Below are 17321 nucleotides of genomic sequence, written 5' to 3'. Positions count from 1 at the left end.
CGTTTTTTTTCGTTTCTATACTTAAAAAGTATAAAAACTGCTTTCTACTTTTTATTATTTCTTATCTCAATATGTCAATGAACTTTTTTCTTAGTGATTAGTACTTAGTAAGTAGTGATTAGTCTAAACTAATTACCATTCACTCTTTACTATTCACTAGAATAGTGGAGAATAACGGAGTCGAACCGTTGACCTCCTGCGTGCAAGGCAGGCGCTCTAGCCAGCTGAGCTAATCCCCCAATTTAATTATGAATTGTGAATTATGAATTATGAATTGCTGTAATTCGTAATCTTTCAACCCTAGAATTTCCTTTCAATCTATGTTTATGAACTTTTTCAATTCGTAATTCGTAATTTACAAATTCGTAACTGTTTTGTTGTCTCGGACAGACTCGAACTGTCGACCCCTACATTATCAGTGTAGTACTCTAACCAGCTGAGCTACGAGACACTCTTCATTCTTATTTTTGTGCTTATTTAGCACATGTTTTTTAAATTAACAGCAAGAGTAATAAAATTTCAATCTTTGTAACCAATAGTCTTTTCGTCTTCTTTCCTCAGCGTGTATAAATACTAACACTAAGGCTCTAGAAAGGAGGTGTTCCAGCCGCACCTTCCGGTACGGCTACCTTGTTACGACTTAGCCCTAGTTACCAGTTTTACCCTAGGCAGCTCCTTGCGGTCACCGACTTCAGGCACCCCCAGCTTCCATGGCTTGACGGGCGGTGTGTACAAGGCCCGGGAACGTATTCACCGGATCATGGCTGATATCCGATTACTAGCGATTCCAGCTTCACGGAGTCGAGTTGCAGACTCCGATCCGAACTGTGACCGGTTTTGTAGATTCGCTCCTGGTCACCCAGTGGCTGCTCTCTGTACCGGCCATTGTAGCACGTGTGTAGCCCAAGGCGTAAGGGCCGTGATGATTTGACGTCATCCCCACCTTCCTCACAGTTTGCACTGGCAGTCTCGTTAGAGTTCCCGACATGACTCGCTGGCAACTAACAACAGGGGTTGCGCTCGTTATAGGACTTAACCTGACACCTCACGGCACGAGCTGACGACAACCATGCAGCACCTTGTAATTTGTCTTGCGAAAAAACTGTTTCCAGTCCGGTCAAACTACATTTAAGCCTTGGTAAGGTTCCTCGCGTATCATCGAATTAAACCACATGCTCCACCGCTTGTGCGGGCCCCCGTCAATTCCTTTGAGTTTCATTCTTGCGAACGTACTCCCCAGGTGGGATACTTATCACTTTCGCTTAGCCACTGAGATCGCTCCCAACAGCTAGTATCCATCGTTTACGGCGTGGACTACCAGGGTATCTAATCCTGTTCGCTACCCACGCTTTCGTCCATCAGCGTCAATCCATTAGTAGTAACCTGCCTTCGCAATTGGTATTCCATGTAATCTCTAAGCATTTCACCGCTACACTACATATTCTAGTTACTTCCTAATAATTCAAGTCCTACAGTATCAATGGCCGTTTCCCCGTTGAGCGGGGAGATTTCACCACTGACTTATAAGACCGCCTACGGACCCTTTAAACCCAATGATTCCGGATAACGCTTGGATCCTCCGTATTACCGCGGCTGCTGGCACGGAGTTAGCCGATCCTTATTCTCACAGTACCGTCAAGCTCTCTCACGAGAGAGTGTTTCTTCCTGTGCAAAAGCAGTTTACAATCCATAGGACCGTCATCCTGCACGCGGCATGGCTGGATCAGGCTTGCGCCCATTGTCCAATATTCCTCACTGCTGCCTCCCGTAGGAGTCTGGTCCGTGTCTCAGTACCAGTGTGGGGGATCTCCCTCTCAGGACCCCTACCCATCGTAGCCTTGGTAAGCCGTTACCTTACCAACTAGCTAATGGGACGCATGCTCATCTTTTACCGTTGTGACTTTAATAGCATCATCATGCGATGTCGCTATACTATGAGGTATTAATCCAAATTTCTCTGGGCTATCCCTCTGTAAAAGGTAGATTGCATACGCGTTACGCACCCGTGCGCCGGTCTCTAATTCCGAAGAACTATACCCCTCGACTTGCATGTGTTAAGCCTGCCGCTAGCGTTCATCCTGAGCCAGGATCAAACTCTTCATCGTATATTGTTTGCTTAATTGCTTAAGCTATTATTATTCGACTCCAATTCTAGTGGTCAATATTCAAATCTATCGATTCTATTACTCTTATTCTTTTGTTTTAAGATCTCTCTTAAAACGGCTGTCAATTCAATATGTCTAGGAACGTATTCTTCTTTTTTTACTCACTAGTCTTTCGATTAGCGGGTGCAAAAGTAACTATTCTTTTCTAACTGGCAAGAAAATTTTAAAGTTTTTTGAAAAATTTATTTTTTCGTTTTCTTCTTCTTTTCTTATCAGCTTTTCAAGGAACGTTACGCGTTTTGCGGGGTGCAAAAATAGCTTACGTTTTCGAATCTCACAAGCTTTTTACAATCTTTTTTTTTGAAAATAATTTTTCATTTGGATTTTATCGGCTTGTCAGGATTTCTAAGAACGTCTGCGTTGTTGCGGGTGCAAAAGTAGTTCCTTTATCCGTTTCTGCAAGGACTTTTTAGAAGTTTTTTGAAAGTATTTTTTAATCAATTGGTTTATTGCTATTTACAATGAGGCAGTTCTGCAGCTTTCTTGAGTTTTAGAGTCCTTTGTGCAGGTTTTGCGCTTGGCTTACTATTTTCTTGCACTGAAATAGCATACAGATTAAACGGATTTATGTGGATTTTTTTCTTAGCGAACTTCAACACTATATATTATGGTGCGGTTTTATACTTTCGATCTTAGAAAAAAAAAAAAATGCCCCTAGCCCTGATAGTAGCGGAAATCCTCCTAGTGCCGGTGTTCGGCACTAGGAGATTGTAACGGATAGCAGGAAATAGCTCCTGATTATTATACATTGATTTTGCTGTTAACGAAAAAGAGAAAATTCAGTGTGAATTTCCTCTTTTTGTTCTGAAATCAAATTATCTCAATTATTTATTGGCTTTATTATCCCAAGAATCCACTAATTTGTCATAATCTATAGGATTTGCAGGAGTTTGATTTCTCAATCGACCCGATTCAAAAGCTCTTACCAGTATAGTCTCTATTAAATAATCTTCACTTACTTCGTAAGGCTGATACTTTCGTTTCAAATCGATGTCGAACATGCTAGCCGTTGTATTGGACCAAAACGCTTTCCAGCCGCTTTTGAGGTTTTTTATCAAATCATAAGTTGTAGTTCCTGTTTGTCTATCTATTAACTTAACTAAAATTTGTCCTTGTTTTTTGGAAAGCTTTTTCAATCTTGCTTCAAACTCATTGCTTAAGTAATCTTCAACTATTTTGAAATATTTTTTTTTGTCCCTATTGTTTGTAAATTTTTCCATGCCGCGATTTAATGCTGTCAATCTTTCTGCAGCTATTCTAGCATAGGGATAGGTAATGTAAACCCTTTTTTGGAGTAACAAAAATTGCTTTTTGTCATCTTCACTTAACTTATGTCTTTCTATTATTAATTCTGGCAAAACAATTGTGTCTCCAAATATAGTATCCTCTTCGGTTAACACATATCCCATTTGAATAGTATCCTTTTTTGTTACTTGTGCCTGAATTGATAGAGTGATAAAAAATGAGAATGCTAAAAATTTATAAAAGTTCATAAAGAAATAATTTTAGCACAAAATTATACATTATATATAGAACTGTAAAGACAAATTTATAATTTAGCAAAAAAATAATTTTATGAGTTCAGATTCAATATTAAAAGCATCTTCTATTGCCTTTTTAGAAAAATATTTAAACAATGCCTCTCCTACTGGTTTTGAATCCGAAGGTCAAAAAATATGGATGGATTATTTAAAACCATACGTAGATACATTTATTACCGACACTTACGGGACAGCTGTTGGAGTTATCAATCCAGATGCTCCTTACAAAGTAGTTATAGAAGGCCATGCCGATGAAATTGCCTGGTATGTAAACTATATTACCGATGACGGAATGGTCTATGTAATAAGAAATGGAGGTTCTGACCACCAAATTGCACCATCGAAACGCGTAAATATTCACACCAAAAACGGAATTGTAAAAGGTGTTTTTGGATGGCCGGCTATTCATACTCGAAACAGAGACAAAGAAGAGAATCCGAAGATCAGCAATATTTTTATTGATTTGGGTTGTGAAACCAAAGAACAGGTCGAAAAAATGGGGGTTCATGTAGGTTGCGTAATTACCTATCCTGATGAATTCATGATCATGAACGAAAATAAATTTGTTTGTCGCGCTATTGATAATCGAATGGGAGGATTTATGATTGCCGAAGTGGCTCGTTTATTGCACGAAAACAATATAAAACTGCCTTTTGGTTTATACATTACTAACGCTGTTCAAGAAGAGGTAGGATTGAGAGGTGCCGAAATGATTACCCAAACCATTAAACCGAATGTGGCTATTATTACTGACGTTTGCCATGATTCTACTACCCCGATGATTGACAAAAAAATAGAGGGAGAGACTAAAATTGGTAAAGGCCCTGTTGTTACTTATGCTCCTGCTGTTCAGAATAATTTGAGAGAATTAATACTAGACACCGCTATTGAGAAAAGTATTCCGTTTCAGCGTTTGGCTTCTTCAAGAGTTACGGGTACAGATACCGACGCTTTTGCGTACAGTAACGGCGGTGTTGCTTCTGCCTTGATTTCACTTCCACTACGATACATGCACACAACTGTTGAAATGGTACACCGTGAAGATGTAGAAAACGTAATCAAATTGATTTATGAAACATTACTGAAGATTGAGAACAACGAAACGTTTTCTTATTTTAAATAAAAAACGAAAGCATCATTTTATAATGGTGCTTTTTTTATGAAAGCAATTTCATTTTTTCTTTTAAATAAGCAACTTAAACTTAATTAATCATGTTTCTGTCGTAAATTAACGCATACTTTTAAATATAATGTTTTTATCATGGATGTTGAAATACTAGCTCGAATACAATTTGCTTTTACAATTGCCTTTCATTATATCTATCCTCCATTAAGCATTGGTATCGGTTTGATAATGGTAATCATGGAAGGACTTTACCTTAAAACCGGAAATAAAGATTACGAAATTTTGACCCGTTTTTGGATTAAAATATTCGCTTTAACTTTTGGAATAGGTGTTGCCACCGGAATAATAATGGAGTTTGAATTTGGAACCAATTGGGCGGTATACTCACGCTATGTAGGAGATATTTTTGGGAGTGCATTAGCCGCCGAAGGATTATTTGCATTTGGTTTGGAGAGCACATTCCTTGGGATATTGCTTTTTGGATGGAATCGCGTGAAGCCATGGGTTCATTTTGTATCGACGTTAGGGGTGTTTTTAGGCTCTATGTTCTCTGCAGTTTGGATTGTAGTTGCCAATTCCTGGCAGCAAACCCCAGCAGGTTATCATATCGTGGGTGCAGGATTGCATGCTCGCGCAGAAGTAACTGATTTTTGGGCAATGGTTTTTAACCCTTCCAGTGTAGACAGAATAATTCATACTTGGCAAGGCGCTATATTGGCTGGAGCTTTTTTGGTTCTAAGCGTACATGCTTACTATATTAGAAAAGGACGTTATATCGAAATATCCAAAAAAGCATTCAAAATTTCTTTGGTAGTCGCTACTGCTTTTTCACTTACGCAATTGGTTTCTGGTCATAGTACTGCAGATGGTGTTGCTGTGAATCAACCAGCAAAGCTTGCAACAATGGAGGGGCATTTTGAAAAAGATAAACCTGCTGATTTATATCTGCTCGGTTGGGTCGATAAAGAAAATCAAAAAGTAACCGGAATTGGAATTCCTGGTGGATTGTCATTCTTGGTACATCAGGATTTTAATGCTCCTATAAAAGGATTAAATAATTTTCCTGTTGAAGACAGACCAAGTCAAATAAATGCCGTTTTTCAGTTTTATCACATTATGGTCGCTATCGGAATGGCATTAATTGGGCTTACATTGTACGCCAGTTTTTTATGGTGGCGGGGAAGATTATTTGAAACCAAATGGCTTTTATGGATTTTCTCATTTGCTGTCATTTTACCTCAAATAGCCAATCAAGTAGGATGGTTCACAGCTGAAATGGGCAGACAGCCTTGGGTTGTTTATGGCCAATTAAGAACCAGTAATGCTTTTTCACAGGAAGTTAGTTCCAATCAAATCGTATTCTCATTGGTCATGTTTACGGTAGTTTATTCATTATTGTTAGCTTTATTTTTATATACGGTCAACAAAAAAATAAAACATGGACCGTATGACGAAGCTAAAACAACAATAACATTCAAATCCTTTTAATTTTTATCGTATGGAAACATTTCTAGGAATCGATTATCCAACATTATGGTATTTAGTAATTGGATTGCTATTTTCCGGTTATGCTATTTTAGAAGGTTTTGATTTTGGTGCTGGTGCGTGGCATTTGTTTTTCAGAAAAGATTTAAGCCGAAGAATTGCAATAAACGCCATTGCCCCCGTTTGGGATGCCAATCAGGTCTGGTTAATTATTGGTGGCGGCGCATTATTTGCAGGATTCCCAGTAATGTATGCCACTATGCTGTCAGTAATGTATGTTCCTTTTATGCTTTTTTTGATGCTAAATGTACTACGGGCCGCTGCCATCAAATTTCGAAGCGTAGAAGAAATGAAGTGGTGGAGAAAAAGTTGGGATATTACTTATAGCCTTTCCAGTATCTTGATTGCATTTTTGCTGGGAGTAGTTTTGGGGAATATTTTGCAAGGATTTGCTTTAGGACCCAATTTTAGTTATCAAGGTGGCGTATTTTTTTCATTCTTAAATCCATACGCTATAATGGTTGGATTTACAACACTTTCTATTTTTATGACACAAGGTGCCATTTATCTTTTATTGAAAACTGAAGGGAGATTGCACGCTAGACTTACATTCTTACTCAAAAAGGGAATGATATTTTTCATTATTAGCTTCGGAATCACTACGCTTTATACATTGGTTTTTATCCCAGAAGTTACTGCCAACTTTAGAGCCAATCCGCTTTATTTTATTGTTCCCGTTATATCATTTTTGGCAGTAGCCAATGTACCTCGATTGGTTTCCAAAAAGCAATATATGCTGGCACTGATATTTTCTTCTTTAACAATGGCATTTTTATTGATTCTTGTCGCTTTGCAATTGTATCCAACACTTTTGATTTCTACAATTGATCCGAAGTTTGACGTTACCATTTATAACGCGGCATCTTCTCAAAAATCACTAGGCATTATGCTGACTATTGTTGTTATTGGTGCTCCTCTATTGGCCGCATATTTTTTCTTTTTATACCGAACATTCAACGGGAAAGTACAACTCGATGATACCAGTTATTAAATAAATCCAAAAAATGAAATACATCTACCTACTATTATCCCTATTTACTTTAACGCTACTATGGTCAATTATCAATCCGAAAGAAGGATTTACTTGTTTTCTTGAAATTATTCCTGCAATAATTGGATTTGTAATCTTGGCTTTGACATTTAAAAGATTTCGATTTACCAATTTTACGTATACTTTAATTTTAATTCATTGCATTATTCTATTCATTGGTGGACATTACACCTATGCCGAAGTTCCATTTTTCGACTACATCAAAGAAGTATTTCATCAAAGCCGAAATAATTATGATAAAGTGGGTCATTTTGCACAAGGTTTTGTTCCAGCTATGATTATCCGCGAACTATTCATTCGAAAAAAAGTAATTGCGAACCAAAGCTTTTTCAATTTTATAATTGTTTGCATTTGTTTGGCAATTAGCGCAGCCTATGAATGGATTGAATGGTTTGTTTCACTTGCAACTGGAGATGGTGGAGATGCTTTTTTAGGAACACAAGGATATGTTTGGGACACACAATCGGATATGTTGTTTGCTACAATTGGGGCTATTGTTGCTTTAGTACTATTTTCAAAAGCGCAAGACAAACAACTTATAAAACTGTAACTGAATTTTATGCATAAAAAAAAACATCATTATACTCTTTATAATAATGCTTTTTATAGTCCCTAATAAGCTTTTGCTTAAATATATCGCATTTCTTAATTCATTCCTACAAATCTATTAGAATTGAATGTATTTGTCATTATAGAATTACTATTGATTTTTTTAAAATCCAATGGGCTCACTTCATTGGTTTCTGTACTTTCAATAATCAGTTCCATTTCAGCAATTTCATCTTCTACGCTTTTAATTATATAAAGAGGAAAAACTTCATTTGAAACCTTACTTTCTGTAATCAAGTCAGATTGTGCAATGATTTCCTTCATAGATTCTTCATAAGCCATAAATTCTAAATCATTTGAAGTTGTGTTTTCTGTGATTTTATCATCTTCAGCAATGGTTTCTTTTACCGTTTTACGATTATAAGCAATGACATTTTCTGGATTGAACACTTCTGCATCTATGTTTAAAGAAGGCTTTGTTATTTTCACTTCTTCATTTGGAACAACCACTTCATTGTCAACAGTTAATGTGGCTAGTTGAAATGAATTAACTGATTTACTAAATGTGCTTTTTGCATTGCAAACATTAGTTAAAGAAACTAATGCGATTCCTAATATTAAAATTGAATTTTTCATGATTGTTTGATTTATTTGATTGATTGATTAAAAAATGAAACATCATCAATTAAAATGATGCTTCATCTTGAAAGATTGTTTTAAGATTGTTTTAATAACACGATTGCCTCATTTGCATTTGATAATTCTGCATATTTTAAAGCTGTAAATCCGTTTTCATCTTTTTCATTAAGATGGGCTCCTTTTGAAATCAGAATTTTGATAATTTCCACTTTATTGTATCGAGCTGCTATCATCAACGGACTCATACCGTTTGATTTTTCGTTTACATCTGCACCATATTCAATAAATTTTCTAACCGCCTCGAGATCACCTTTGCTAATTGCAACACTCAATGGCGTTGCAGTATCACTGAATTCTGTCTTTGCTTTTGTTCCCGAAAATGAATTCCCATTTGAAGCTAAAGAAACATTTGCAAAAGCTACTAAAGCTACTCCTAAATACACGATTGATTTTTTCATAATAATTGATTTTTTGATTGTTTGATTGTTTGTTTTTAATAATTGTTTGTTTTTTGTTTGATAATTTTTAAATATTAAAATCATATAATAATATCCTATGCAAATATATATCTTAAAAAAGGTATTGTGTATCACATAGTACTTAAATTTAACTTTTTATTAACTTATCGATTCTTTTTATTGAAGCAAATCAATGAAATGTAAATTTATAAAGTCTCCATAAATAACTTTTATTTCAATGATCTAATATTTAATAGACTGAAAACCAATTACAATGTTACTTTCATTAATAAAAAATTAACATTAGAAATAAAATTAGTTTTAGGACAAAAAAAAACTGCTTCAAAATCTGAAGCAGTTTTTTATAGCAATTAAAAACCTTTATACTATTTTTCCTTTTACAATTTCGTCAACTATTTCAGGATTTAATAATGTTGTAATGTCACCAAAATTAGAATAATCACCCTCAGCAATTTTACGTAAAATTCGGCGCATAATTTTTCCAGATCTCGTTTTTGGTAAACCTGTAACAAATTGAATTTTATCCAATTTGGCAATCGGTCCAATATGATCCGATACGTGTTGATTAATTTCTTTGAATAAATTTTCTCGATCTCTGTATTCTCCAGATTCCTTCAAAATTACATAACCATACAAAGCATTTCCTTTAACATCATGTGGAAACCCAACAATCGCAGATTCTGCTACCGCTGGATGTTCATTAATAGCATCTTCGATAGGTGCTGTTCCTAAATTATGACCCGACACAATCACTACGTCATCTACACGGCCGGTAATTCTATAATATCCTACTTCATCTCGTAAAGCTCCATCCCCAGTAAAATATTTACCAGGAAAAGCAGAGAAATAAGTGTCTTTGTAGCGTTGGTGATCACCCCAAATAGTTCTGGCTATACCTGGCCAAGGGAATTTGATACACAAACTTCCATCCACTTGGTTTCCTTCTATTTCATTTCTTTTTTCATCCATCAAAACAGGTTGAATACCTGGTAACGGCAATGTTGCATATGTCGGTTTTGTTGGTGTTATAAACGATAATGGTGCAATCATGATGCCACCGGTTTCTGTTTGCCACCAAGTATCCACTACTGGGCAACGCTTCCCTCCCACGTGGTCATTGTACCAGTGCCAAGCTTCCTCATTAATAGGTTCTCCAACAGAACCAATAACTTTTAATGACTTCAATGGGAACTTTTGAACATACGATAAGTTTTCTTTTGCCAAAGCACGTATAGCAGTTGGCGCTGTATAAAATTGAGTTACTTTATGTTTTTCAATAGTTTCCCAAAAACGACTAAAATCTGGATAAGAAGGAATTCCTTCAAATATTACGGTAGTGGCTCCATTCAATAATGGACCGTATAAAATGTAAGAGTGACCAGTAATCCAACCTATATCGGCTGTACACCAAAAGATGTCATTTTCTTCATAATTGAACACATTCTTAAAAGTATAGGCTGTATAAACCATATAACCAGCTGTAGTATGCACCATCCCTTTTGGTTTTCCAGTCGAACCTGAAGTATATAATATAAACAAAGGATCTTCTGCATCCATAATTTCGGCTACACTGTTGTTTATTGCTTGATCAAGAAGTGGTTGCAGCCATTGATCACGACCGGCTTTCATGTTAATAGCAGAATTGGTTCTTTTTACAACTAATACAGAAGTTACACAAGGGCAATTTTGCAATGCGTCATCAATGATTCCTTTCAAATCAATAGTTTTATTACCACGATATCCACCATCTGAAGTTATTACCATTTTACATTCACTGTCATTTATTCTTGAACTAACAGCAGATGCTGAAAATCCAGCAAAAACAACTGAATGTATAGCTCCAATTCGGGCACAAGCCAAAACAGCAACTGCCAATTCAGGAATCATTGGCAAATAGATACAAACACGATCTCCTTTGGTTATTCCTTGCTCACGCAAAACATTAGCCATTTTGGAAACACGCTCGTATAATTCGTTATAACTAATGTGCAATGCTTCTTCTGAAGGGTCGTTAGGTTCAAAAATGATAGCCGTTTTTTCACCTTTTTTTGCCAAATGCCTATCGATACAATTTTTGGTAATGTTGACTTTTGCATCAACAAACCACTTTACTTCGGCTTCGGCCATATTAAAATCGACAACTTTGTCCCAGTATTGATACCATGTGAAGTTCTCTTCTGCAATTTTTCCCCAAAATTTTCTTGGTTCACGTATCGATTTATTATAATGTTTAAAGTATTGTTCTAAACTATCAATTTTAAAATAACTCATCTTTTTTAATTTTTTATAAAAGTATTAAATCTCTTCGGTTTTCAAAACTATTAATTTGTAAAATGTTCTAAAAAAATAATAAATAATATCAGTTCTTCAAAATTTAATGCTTTTTTCATAACAAATTAGATTTATCCCCGAAATTTAAACAAGAAAAGGACATAATAGAAAACTATAATGCCCTTTTATTAACAATATTTAACAACAATTTTATCCTTCTTTCAAATAAAAGAATCTCTTTATAAAAATAACTTGGGATTACTTCACTTAACTTACACACGTTGAAGTTAAGTGAATGTAATAATGCATAAATATCTTTCAATTATCTAATAAGTGCTTACTAATTCAAAATATTTAAACCTATTTGATATTATGCAAATCCCAGCACACCCTCATGTGTGGTAATCCTAAATTTATATTTAATTAACCTATTTTTTTCATGGCAGTCATTGACTCTCTCAACCAAGCTCCAACTTCTTCAATTGGGTGTTGACGAATGCTTTTGTTAACCGCAATAAGTACTGCATTGTCTACACCATTTGAAGTAGAAAAAGGTTTTCCGATAATATTGGTTTCAACCGTTTTCATGAATTCAGTCAATAATGGTTTACAGGCGTGGTCAAACAAATAGCAACCATATTCTGCTGTATCAGAAATAACACGGTTCATTTCAAATAATTTTTTTCTGGCTACTGTATTCGCAATCAAAGGCAATTCGTGTAAAGATTCATAGTAAGCTGATTCTTCAATAATACCTGCTTCTGTCATTGTTTCGAATGCCAATTCAACACCTGCCTTTACCATGGCAATCATTAATACTCCATTGTCAAAATACTCCTGCTCTGAAATTGCAGCAGTTGTTGGAGCTGTTTTTTCAAAATTGGTTTCTCCTGTAGCTGCTCTCCATGTCAATAAGTTTACATCATCATTTGCCCAATCAATCATCATGTTTCTTGAAAATTCTCCAGACATAATATCATCCTGATGTTTTTGGAATAACGGACGCATAATGTCTTTTAATTCATCTGCCAATTCATAAGCTTCAATTTTTGCAGGATTAGAAAGACGATCCATCATATTGGTAATACCTCCGTGTTTCAAAGCTTCAGTAATAGTTTCCCAACCGTATTGAATTAATTTTGAAGCATATGCTGGTTCAATTCCTTTTTCAACCATTTTATCAAAACATAAAATAGACCCAGTTTGCAACATTCCGCAAAGAATAGTTTGTTCCCCCATTAAATCTGATTTTACTTCAGCTACAAATGAAGATTTTAAAACTCCTGCTTTGTGACCTCCAGTTGCCACTGCGTATGCTTTAGCTTGCTCTAAACCTTCTCCGTTTGGATCGTTTTCTGGGTGAACAGCGATAAGTGTTGGCACACCAAAACCTCTTTTATATTCTTCACGCACTTCAGATCCTGGACATTTTGGAGCACACATAATAACGGTTAAGTCTTTACGAATTTGCATTCCTTCTTCAACGATATTAAATCCATGAGAATAAGCCAAAGTAGCTCCTTCTTTCATCAATGGCATAATTGCTGTAACTACAGCAGTGTGTTGTTTATCTGGTGTAAGGTTACAAACCAAATCAGCTGTTGGGATTAATTCTTCATAAGTTCCCACTTTGAAACCATTATCTGTTGCATTTTTAAAAGAAGCTCTTTTTTCAGCAATAGCATCGGCACGCAATGCATAAGAAATATCTAAACCTGAATCTCTCATGTTCAAACCTTGGTTTAAACCTTGAGCTCCACAACCTACAATAACTACTTTTTTTCCTGCCAATGCATCTATTCCATTTGCAAATTCGGACTGATCCATGAATTCGCAAACTCCTAATTGTTCTAATTGTAATCTAAGTGGTAATGAATTGAAATAATTTGCCATTTTTTTTAATATTTAATGAATGTAAAATTTTAATAATTAATTTAAAAAACCGAAAGCCTTCTGTCTATTATGAAAGTGCTTCCAATAATGTTGAAATTTCCATTTTTTCTTTCGAAACTGAGATTCTGCCTGAGCGTACAAATTGCATAATCCCAAAAGGTTTTAATTTTGCATATAAATCTTCAATCTCTGATCGTTTCCCCGATTTTGAAATCACAAAAAACTCTCTAGATACAGTCACAATTTCAGATTTACTGTCTTTAATGATGTTCTGAATTTGTCTTTCGTCAAAAAGCAAACTGGATTCTATTTTAAACAAGGCGCTTTCCAAAAATATAGTTTCTTCATCGATGTGATAAAACGCTTTGATAACTTCAATTTGTTTTTCGATTTGGCCAACAATATTTTGTACCCACTTTTCGGTGGTATTGACAACTATAATAAATCTAGAAACATTTTCGATTTCAGATTCGGAAACATTTAAACTCAATATGTTGATGTGGCGTTTCAAGAATATGCCTGATATTCTGTTTAGCAAGCCAACGTTATTTTCTGAATATACAGAAATGGTGAACATTTTATTTTCCATAATTAGAATATTAGCTTAATCGGATATCAGAAACCGATGCTCCTGTAGGAATCATCGGAAATACGTTGTTTTCTTTTTCTACCATTACCTCTAAGAAATAAGAATCTTTTGAAGCCATCATTTCTGCAACAGCTTCATCCAAATCTTCTCTTTTAGTTACTTTCTTGGATTTAATGTAATATCCTTCTGCAATGGCTGTAAAATTAGGATTCGTCATTACAGTTGAAGCGTATCTATTATCAAAAAAGAGTTCTTGCCATTGTCGTACCATTCCTAAAAATTCATTGTTTAAAACAACTATTTTAACTGGAACCTTAGTTTGAAAAATGGTGCCCAATTCCTGAATTGTCATTTGAAAACCACCATCTCCAATAATTGCAACTACTTCTCGATCTGGCCTTCCCATTTTAGCTCCAATTGCAGCTGGCAAAGCAAATCCCATTGTTCCTAAACCTCCAGAAGTAATGTTGCTTTTTGACTTATTGAATTTAGAATACCGACAAGTAAACATTTGGTGTTGTCCCACATCCGAAACCATAATCGCATCACCATTAGAATGTTTATTAATCATTTCTATAGTTTCGCCCATTGAAATTCCACGATTATTAGTTGGGGCTAATTCTTCATTGATAACAGCTTCCAATTCAATTTTATACTTTTCTTTGAACTCGTTATGCCAAGCATCATGCGTTTTACTTTCAACCAAAGGAATCAAAGCGGTTAATGCTTCTTTTACATCGGCCAAAACGGCAACTGTTGTTTTAACGTTTTTATCTACTTCAGCAGGATCAATTTCAAAATGAATTACTTTGGCTTGTTTCGCATAAGTGGCTAAGTTTCCTGTTATACGGTCATCAAAACGCATTCCTAATGCAATCAATACATCACATTCATTGGTCAGGATATTTGGACCATAATTTCCGTGCATTCCTAACATTCCAACATTCAAAGGATGATCAGTTGGTAAGGCTGAAAGCCCCAAAATTGTCCACGCTGCAGGAATACCTGTTTTTTCTACCAATTCTTTTAATTGTTCTTCCGCTTCGCTAAGTATGATACCTTGTCCAAAAATAATGTATGGCTTTTTGGCATTATTAATTAAGTCTGCCGCTTCCTTAACTTTTTCAAGATTTAAAGTAGGCTTTGGAGTGTAACTTCTAATGCTAGTACATTTTTCATAACTAAAATCCAGTTCGTCAAACTGTGCATTTTTTGTAATATCAATCAATACTGGCCCCGGACGTCCTGATTTTGCAATAAAAAAAGCTTTTGCTATAATTTTAGGAATTTCATGCGCCTCAGTTACTTGATAATTCCATTTGGTTACCGGAGTCGATATTCCTATAATATCTGTCTCTTGAAAAGCATCTGATCCCAATAAATGTTTTCCAACTTGACCAGTAATACACACCATAGGAGTGGAATCAATTTGTGCATCTGCAATTCCTGTAACCAAATTAGTAGCACCTGGTCCTGATGTGGCAATTGCAACTCCAACTTTTCCTGTAGCTCTTGCATACCCTTGTGCTGCATGAGTTGCCCCTTGTTCGTGACGCACCAAAACATGATGCAATTGATCTTGAAATTTATATAACTCGTCGTAAACAGGCATTATAGCACCTCCAGGATACCCATAAACTAGGTCAACTCCTTCGGCTAATAAGCATCTGATTACGGCTTCTGCACCTGATATTTTCATTTTCTTATTTTATATTTTTAAACCTGAAAATCTTTGTTTTGAAGATTTACAGCTTTGTTTGTTTTCTTAAATTATTTGTCAGTAACACATCCCTCTGAAGCACTGGAGACCGAACGCATATATTTAAGTAAAACTCCTTGTTTAATTGGTGATTCTGGTCTTTTCCAATTGGCTTTGCGTTTTGAGAATTCTTCGTCAGAAATTTTCATATCAATGGTATTATTTACCGCATCAATTGTAATTACATCTCCGTTTTCAATTAAAGCGATTCCACCGCCTTCATATGCTTCTGGAGTAACGTGTCCGACGACAAAACCGTGTGAACCACCAGAGAATCTTCCATCAGTAATCAAAGCAACTGAATTTCCTAAACCAGCACCCATAATAGCAGATGTTGGTTTTAACATTTCAGACATTCCTGGACCACCTTTTGGACCACAATAACGAATAATCACTACATTTCCAGGTTTTACTTCGCCTGCTTGTATTCCTCTGATTACATCTTTTTCGCCTTCAAAAACTACTGCTGTACCTTCAAAAAACTCTCCTTCTTTACCACTAATTTTAGCGACACAACCTTCTGTTGCTAAGTTTCCGTATAGAATTTGGATATTTCCAGTCGCTTTTAATGCTTTTTGGATTTCATGAATGACTTGTTGTCCATCCTGCAAATCAGGTACTGATGCTAAATTCTCTGCTATCGTTTTTCCAGTTACTGTTAAACAATCACCGTGTAACAGACCTTCTTTTAATAAATATTTCATTACCGCAGGAACTCCGCCCACATTATGTAAATCTTCCATTAAGTATTTACCGCTTGGTTTCAAGTCAGCTAATAATGGTGTTTTATCACTAATATCCTGGAAATCTTTTAATGTAAGTTCAATGCCAACTGAGTGAGCCATTGCAATTAAATGCATTACAGCATTCGTAGAACCTCCTAAAACAGCGACCATCGTAATTGCATTTTCGAATGCTTTACGAGTCATAATGTCCCTAGGTTTAATATCTTTTTCCAATAGTATTTTGATAGCTTTACCAGCATCAACACATTCTTGTTTCTTTTCGGCACTCAAAGCAGGATTAGAAGAACTATAAGGCAAACTCATTCCTAATGCTTCAATCGCTGATGACATGGTGTTAGCTGTATACATTCCACCGCAAGCTCCAGCACCTGGACAAGCATTTTGAATTACTCCTTTGAAATCTTCAGGTGTAATTGTATTTTTGATTTTTTTGCCCAACGCTTCAAAAGCTGAAACAATATTCAAATCTTCACCTTTCCATTTTCCTGGGTGAATAGATCCTCCGTAAACCATTATAGAAGGGCGATTTACTCTTCCCATTGCCATTAAAGCACCTGGCATATTTTTATCACAACCTGGAACAGCAATCATAGCGTCGTACCACTGTGCACCCATAACCGTTTCGATAGAATCTGCAATAACATCACGAGAAACCAAAGAAAAACGCATTCCGTCATTACCATTTGAAATACCATCACTTACACCAATAGTGTTAAATATCAAACCAACTAAATCTTCTTTCCAGACACCAGTCTTAACATCTTTGGCCAAGTCGTTTAAGTGCATATTGCAAGGATTTCCGTCGTAACCCATGCTCACAATTCCTACCTGCGCTTTTTTTAGATCCTCTTCTGTCAAACCAATTCCGTAGAACATAGCTTGAGAAGCTGGTTGTGTTTCGTCTTGCGTGATTATTTTGCTGTATTTATTTAATTCCATTGTATGTTAATTTGTGTATTTAAATTTTA

General features: G+C 35.6%; 12 protein-coding genes, 2 tRNA genes and 1 rRNA gene. 4 read left to right on the top strand and 11 right to left on the bottom strand.

The features are described 5' to 3' along the window. Window positions 1-165: 165 nt before the first annotated feature. From OLM57_RS12760 to OLM57_RS12745, 4 genes are all read right to left on the bottom strand, one after another. Window positions 166-239 (bottom strand) — tRNA-Ala (locus OLM57_RS12760). 138 nt (window positions 240-377) lie between these two features. Continuing rightward, window positions 378-451: transfer RNA gene (locus tag OLM57_RS12755), tRNA-Ile, on the bottom strand. A 140-nt stretch (window positions 452-591) separates the two neighbouring features. Next, window positions 592-2105 (bottom strand): 16S ribosomal RNA (locus OLM57_RS12750). A gap of 884 nt (window positions 2106-2989) precedes the next feature. Further along, on the bottom strand, window positions 2990-3658 hold the full coding sequence (locus OLM57_RS12745; protein WP_264564077.1) for a DUF4294 domain-containing protein: 669 nt from the start codon (window positions 3656-3658) through the stop codon (window positions 2990-2992). An 82-nt stretch (window positions 3659-3740) separates the two neighbouring features. Between OLM57_RS12745 and OLM57_RS12740 the strand changes: the two genes are divergently transcribed. The 4 genes from OLM57_RS12740 to OLM57_RS12725 all read left to right on the top strand — a co-directional run bounded on the left by OLM57_RS12740 (window position 3741) and on the right by OLM57_RS12725 (window position 7978). After that, window positions 3741-4829: a M42 family metallopeptidase gene (locus OLM57_RS12740; RefSeq protein WP_264564076.1), complete on the top strand. Its 1089-nt coding sequence runs from the start codon at window positions 3741-3743 to the stop codon at window positions 4827-4829. Between the two features lie 138 nt (window positions 4830-4967). After that, window positions 4968-6320, top strand: a complete 1353-nt coding sequence (locus OLM57_RS12735; protein ID WP_264564075.1) for a cytochrome ubiquinol oxidase subunit I — start codon at window positions 4968-4970, stop codon at window positions 6318-6320. A 10-nt stretch (window positions 6321-6330) separates the two neighbouring features. After that, the gene (gene cydB, locus OLM57_RS12730; RefSeq protein WP_264564074.1) at window positions 6331-7368 is read left to right on the top strand and encodes a cytochrome d ubiquinol oxidase subunit II; all 1038 of its coding nucleotides are present in this window, start codon (window positions 6331-6333) and stop codon (window positions 7366-7368) included. A gap of 13 nt (window positions 7369-7381) precedes the next feature. After that, the gene (locus OLM57_RS12725) at window positions 7382-7978 is read left to right on the top strand and encodes a DUF2238 domain-containing protein (RefSeq protein ID WP_264564073.1); all 597 of its coding nucleotides are present in this window, start codon (window positions 7382-7384) and stop codon (window positions 7976-7978) included. Window positions 7979-8073: 95 nt separating this feature from the next. On the opposite strand, the gene OLM57_RS12720 is transcribed toward OLM57_RS12725, so the two are convergent. The 7 genes from OLM57_RS12720 to ilvD all read right to left on the bottom strand — a co-directional run bounded on the left by OLM57_RS12720 (window position 8074) and on the right by ilvD (window position 17292). After that, on the bottom strand, window positions 8074-8613 hold the full coding sequence (locus OLM57_RS12720; protein WP_264564072.1) for a hypothetical protein: 540 nt from the start codon (window positions 8611-8613) through the stop codon (window positions 8074-8076). Window positions 8614-8693: 80 nt separating this feature from the next. Further along, the gene (locus tag OLM57_RS12715; RefSeq protein ID WP_264564071.1) at window positions 8694-9074 is read right to left on the bottom strand and encodes an ankyrin repeat domain-containing protein; all 381 of its coding nucleotides are present in this window, start codon (window positions 9072-9074) and stop codon (window positions 8694-8696) included. Between the two features lie 381 nt (window positions 9075-9455). Next, complete coding sequence (gene acs / locus OLM57_RS12710; RefSeq protein WP_264564070.1) at window positions 9456-11366, bottom strand: acetate--CoA ligase; 1911 nt, start codon at window positions 11364-11366, stop codon at window positions 9456-9458. A 423-nt stretch (window positions 11367-11789) separates the two neighbouring features. After that, entirely contained in the window at window positions 11790-13259 is a 1470-nt protein-coding gene (ilvC, locus tag OLM57_RS12705; RefSeq protein ID WP_264564069.1) for a ketol-acid reductoisomerase, read from the bottom strand. 67 nt (window positions 13260-13326) lie between these two features. Then, window positions 13327-13848, bottom strand: a complete 522-nt coding sequence (gene ilvN, locus OLM57_RS12700; protein WP_264564068.1) for an acetolactate synthase small subunit — start codon at window positions 13846-13848, stop codon at window positions 13327-13329. Between the two features lie 10 nt (window positions 13849-13858). After that, window positions 13859-15547 carry a biosynthetic-type acetolactate synthase large subunit gene (gene ilvB, locus OLM57_RS12695; RefSeq protein WP_264564067.1) on the bottom strand — a complete coding sequence of 563 codons (1689 nt, stop codon included), beginning with the start codon at window positions 15545-15547 and terminating at the stop codon, window positions 13859-13861. Window positions 15548-15618: 71 nt separating this feature from the next. Continuing rightward, window positions 15619-17292: a dihydroxy-acid dehydratase gene (gene ilvD / locus OLM57_RS12690; protein ID WP_264564066.1), complete on the bottom strand. Its 1674-nt coding sequence runs from the start codon at window positions 17290-17292 to the stop codon at window positions 15619-15621. Window positions 17293-17321: the final 29 nt, after the last annotated feature.

It is taken from the genome of Flavobacterium sp. N3904, from assembly GCF_025947305.1.
Lineage (GTDB): Bacteria > Bacteroidota > Bacteroidia > Flavobacteriales > Flavobacteriaceae > Flavobacterium.
Note: the sequence above shows the minus strand (reverse complement) of the source record. Positions and strands in the feature narration are given on the sequence as shown.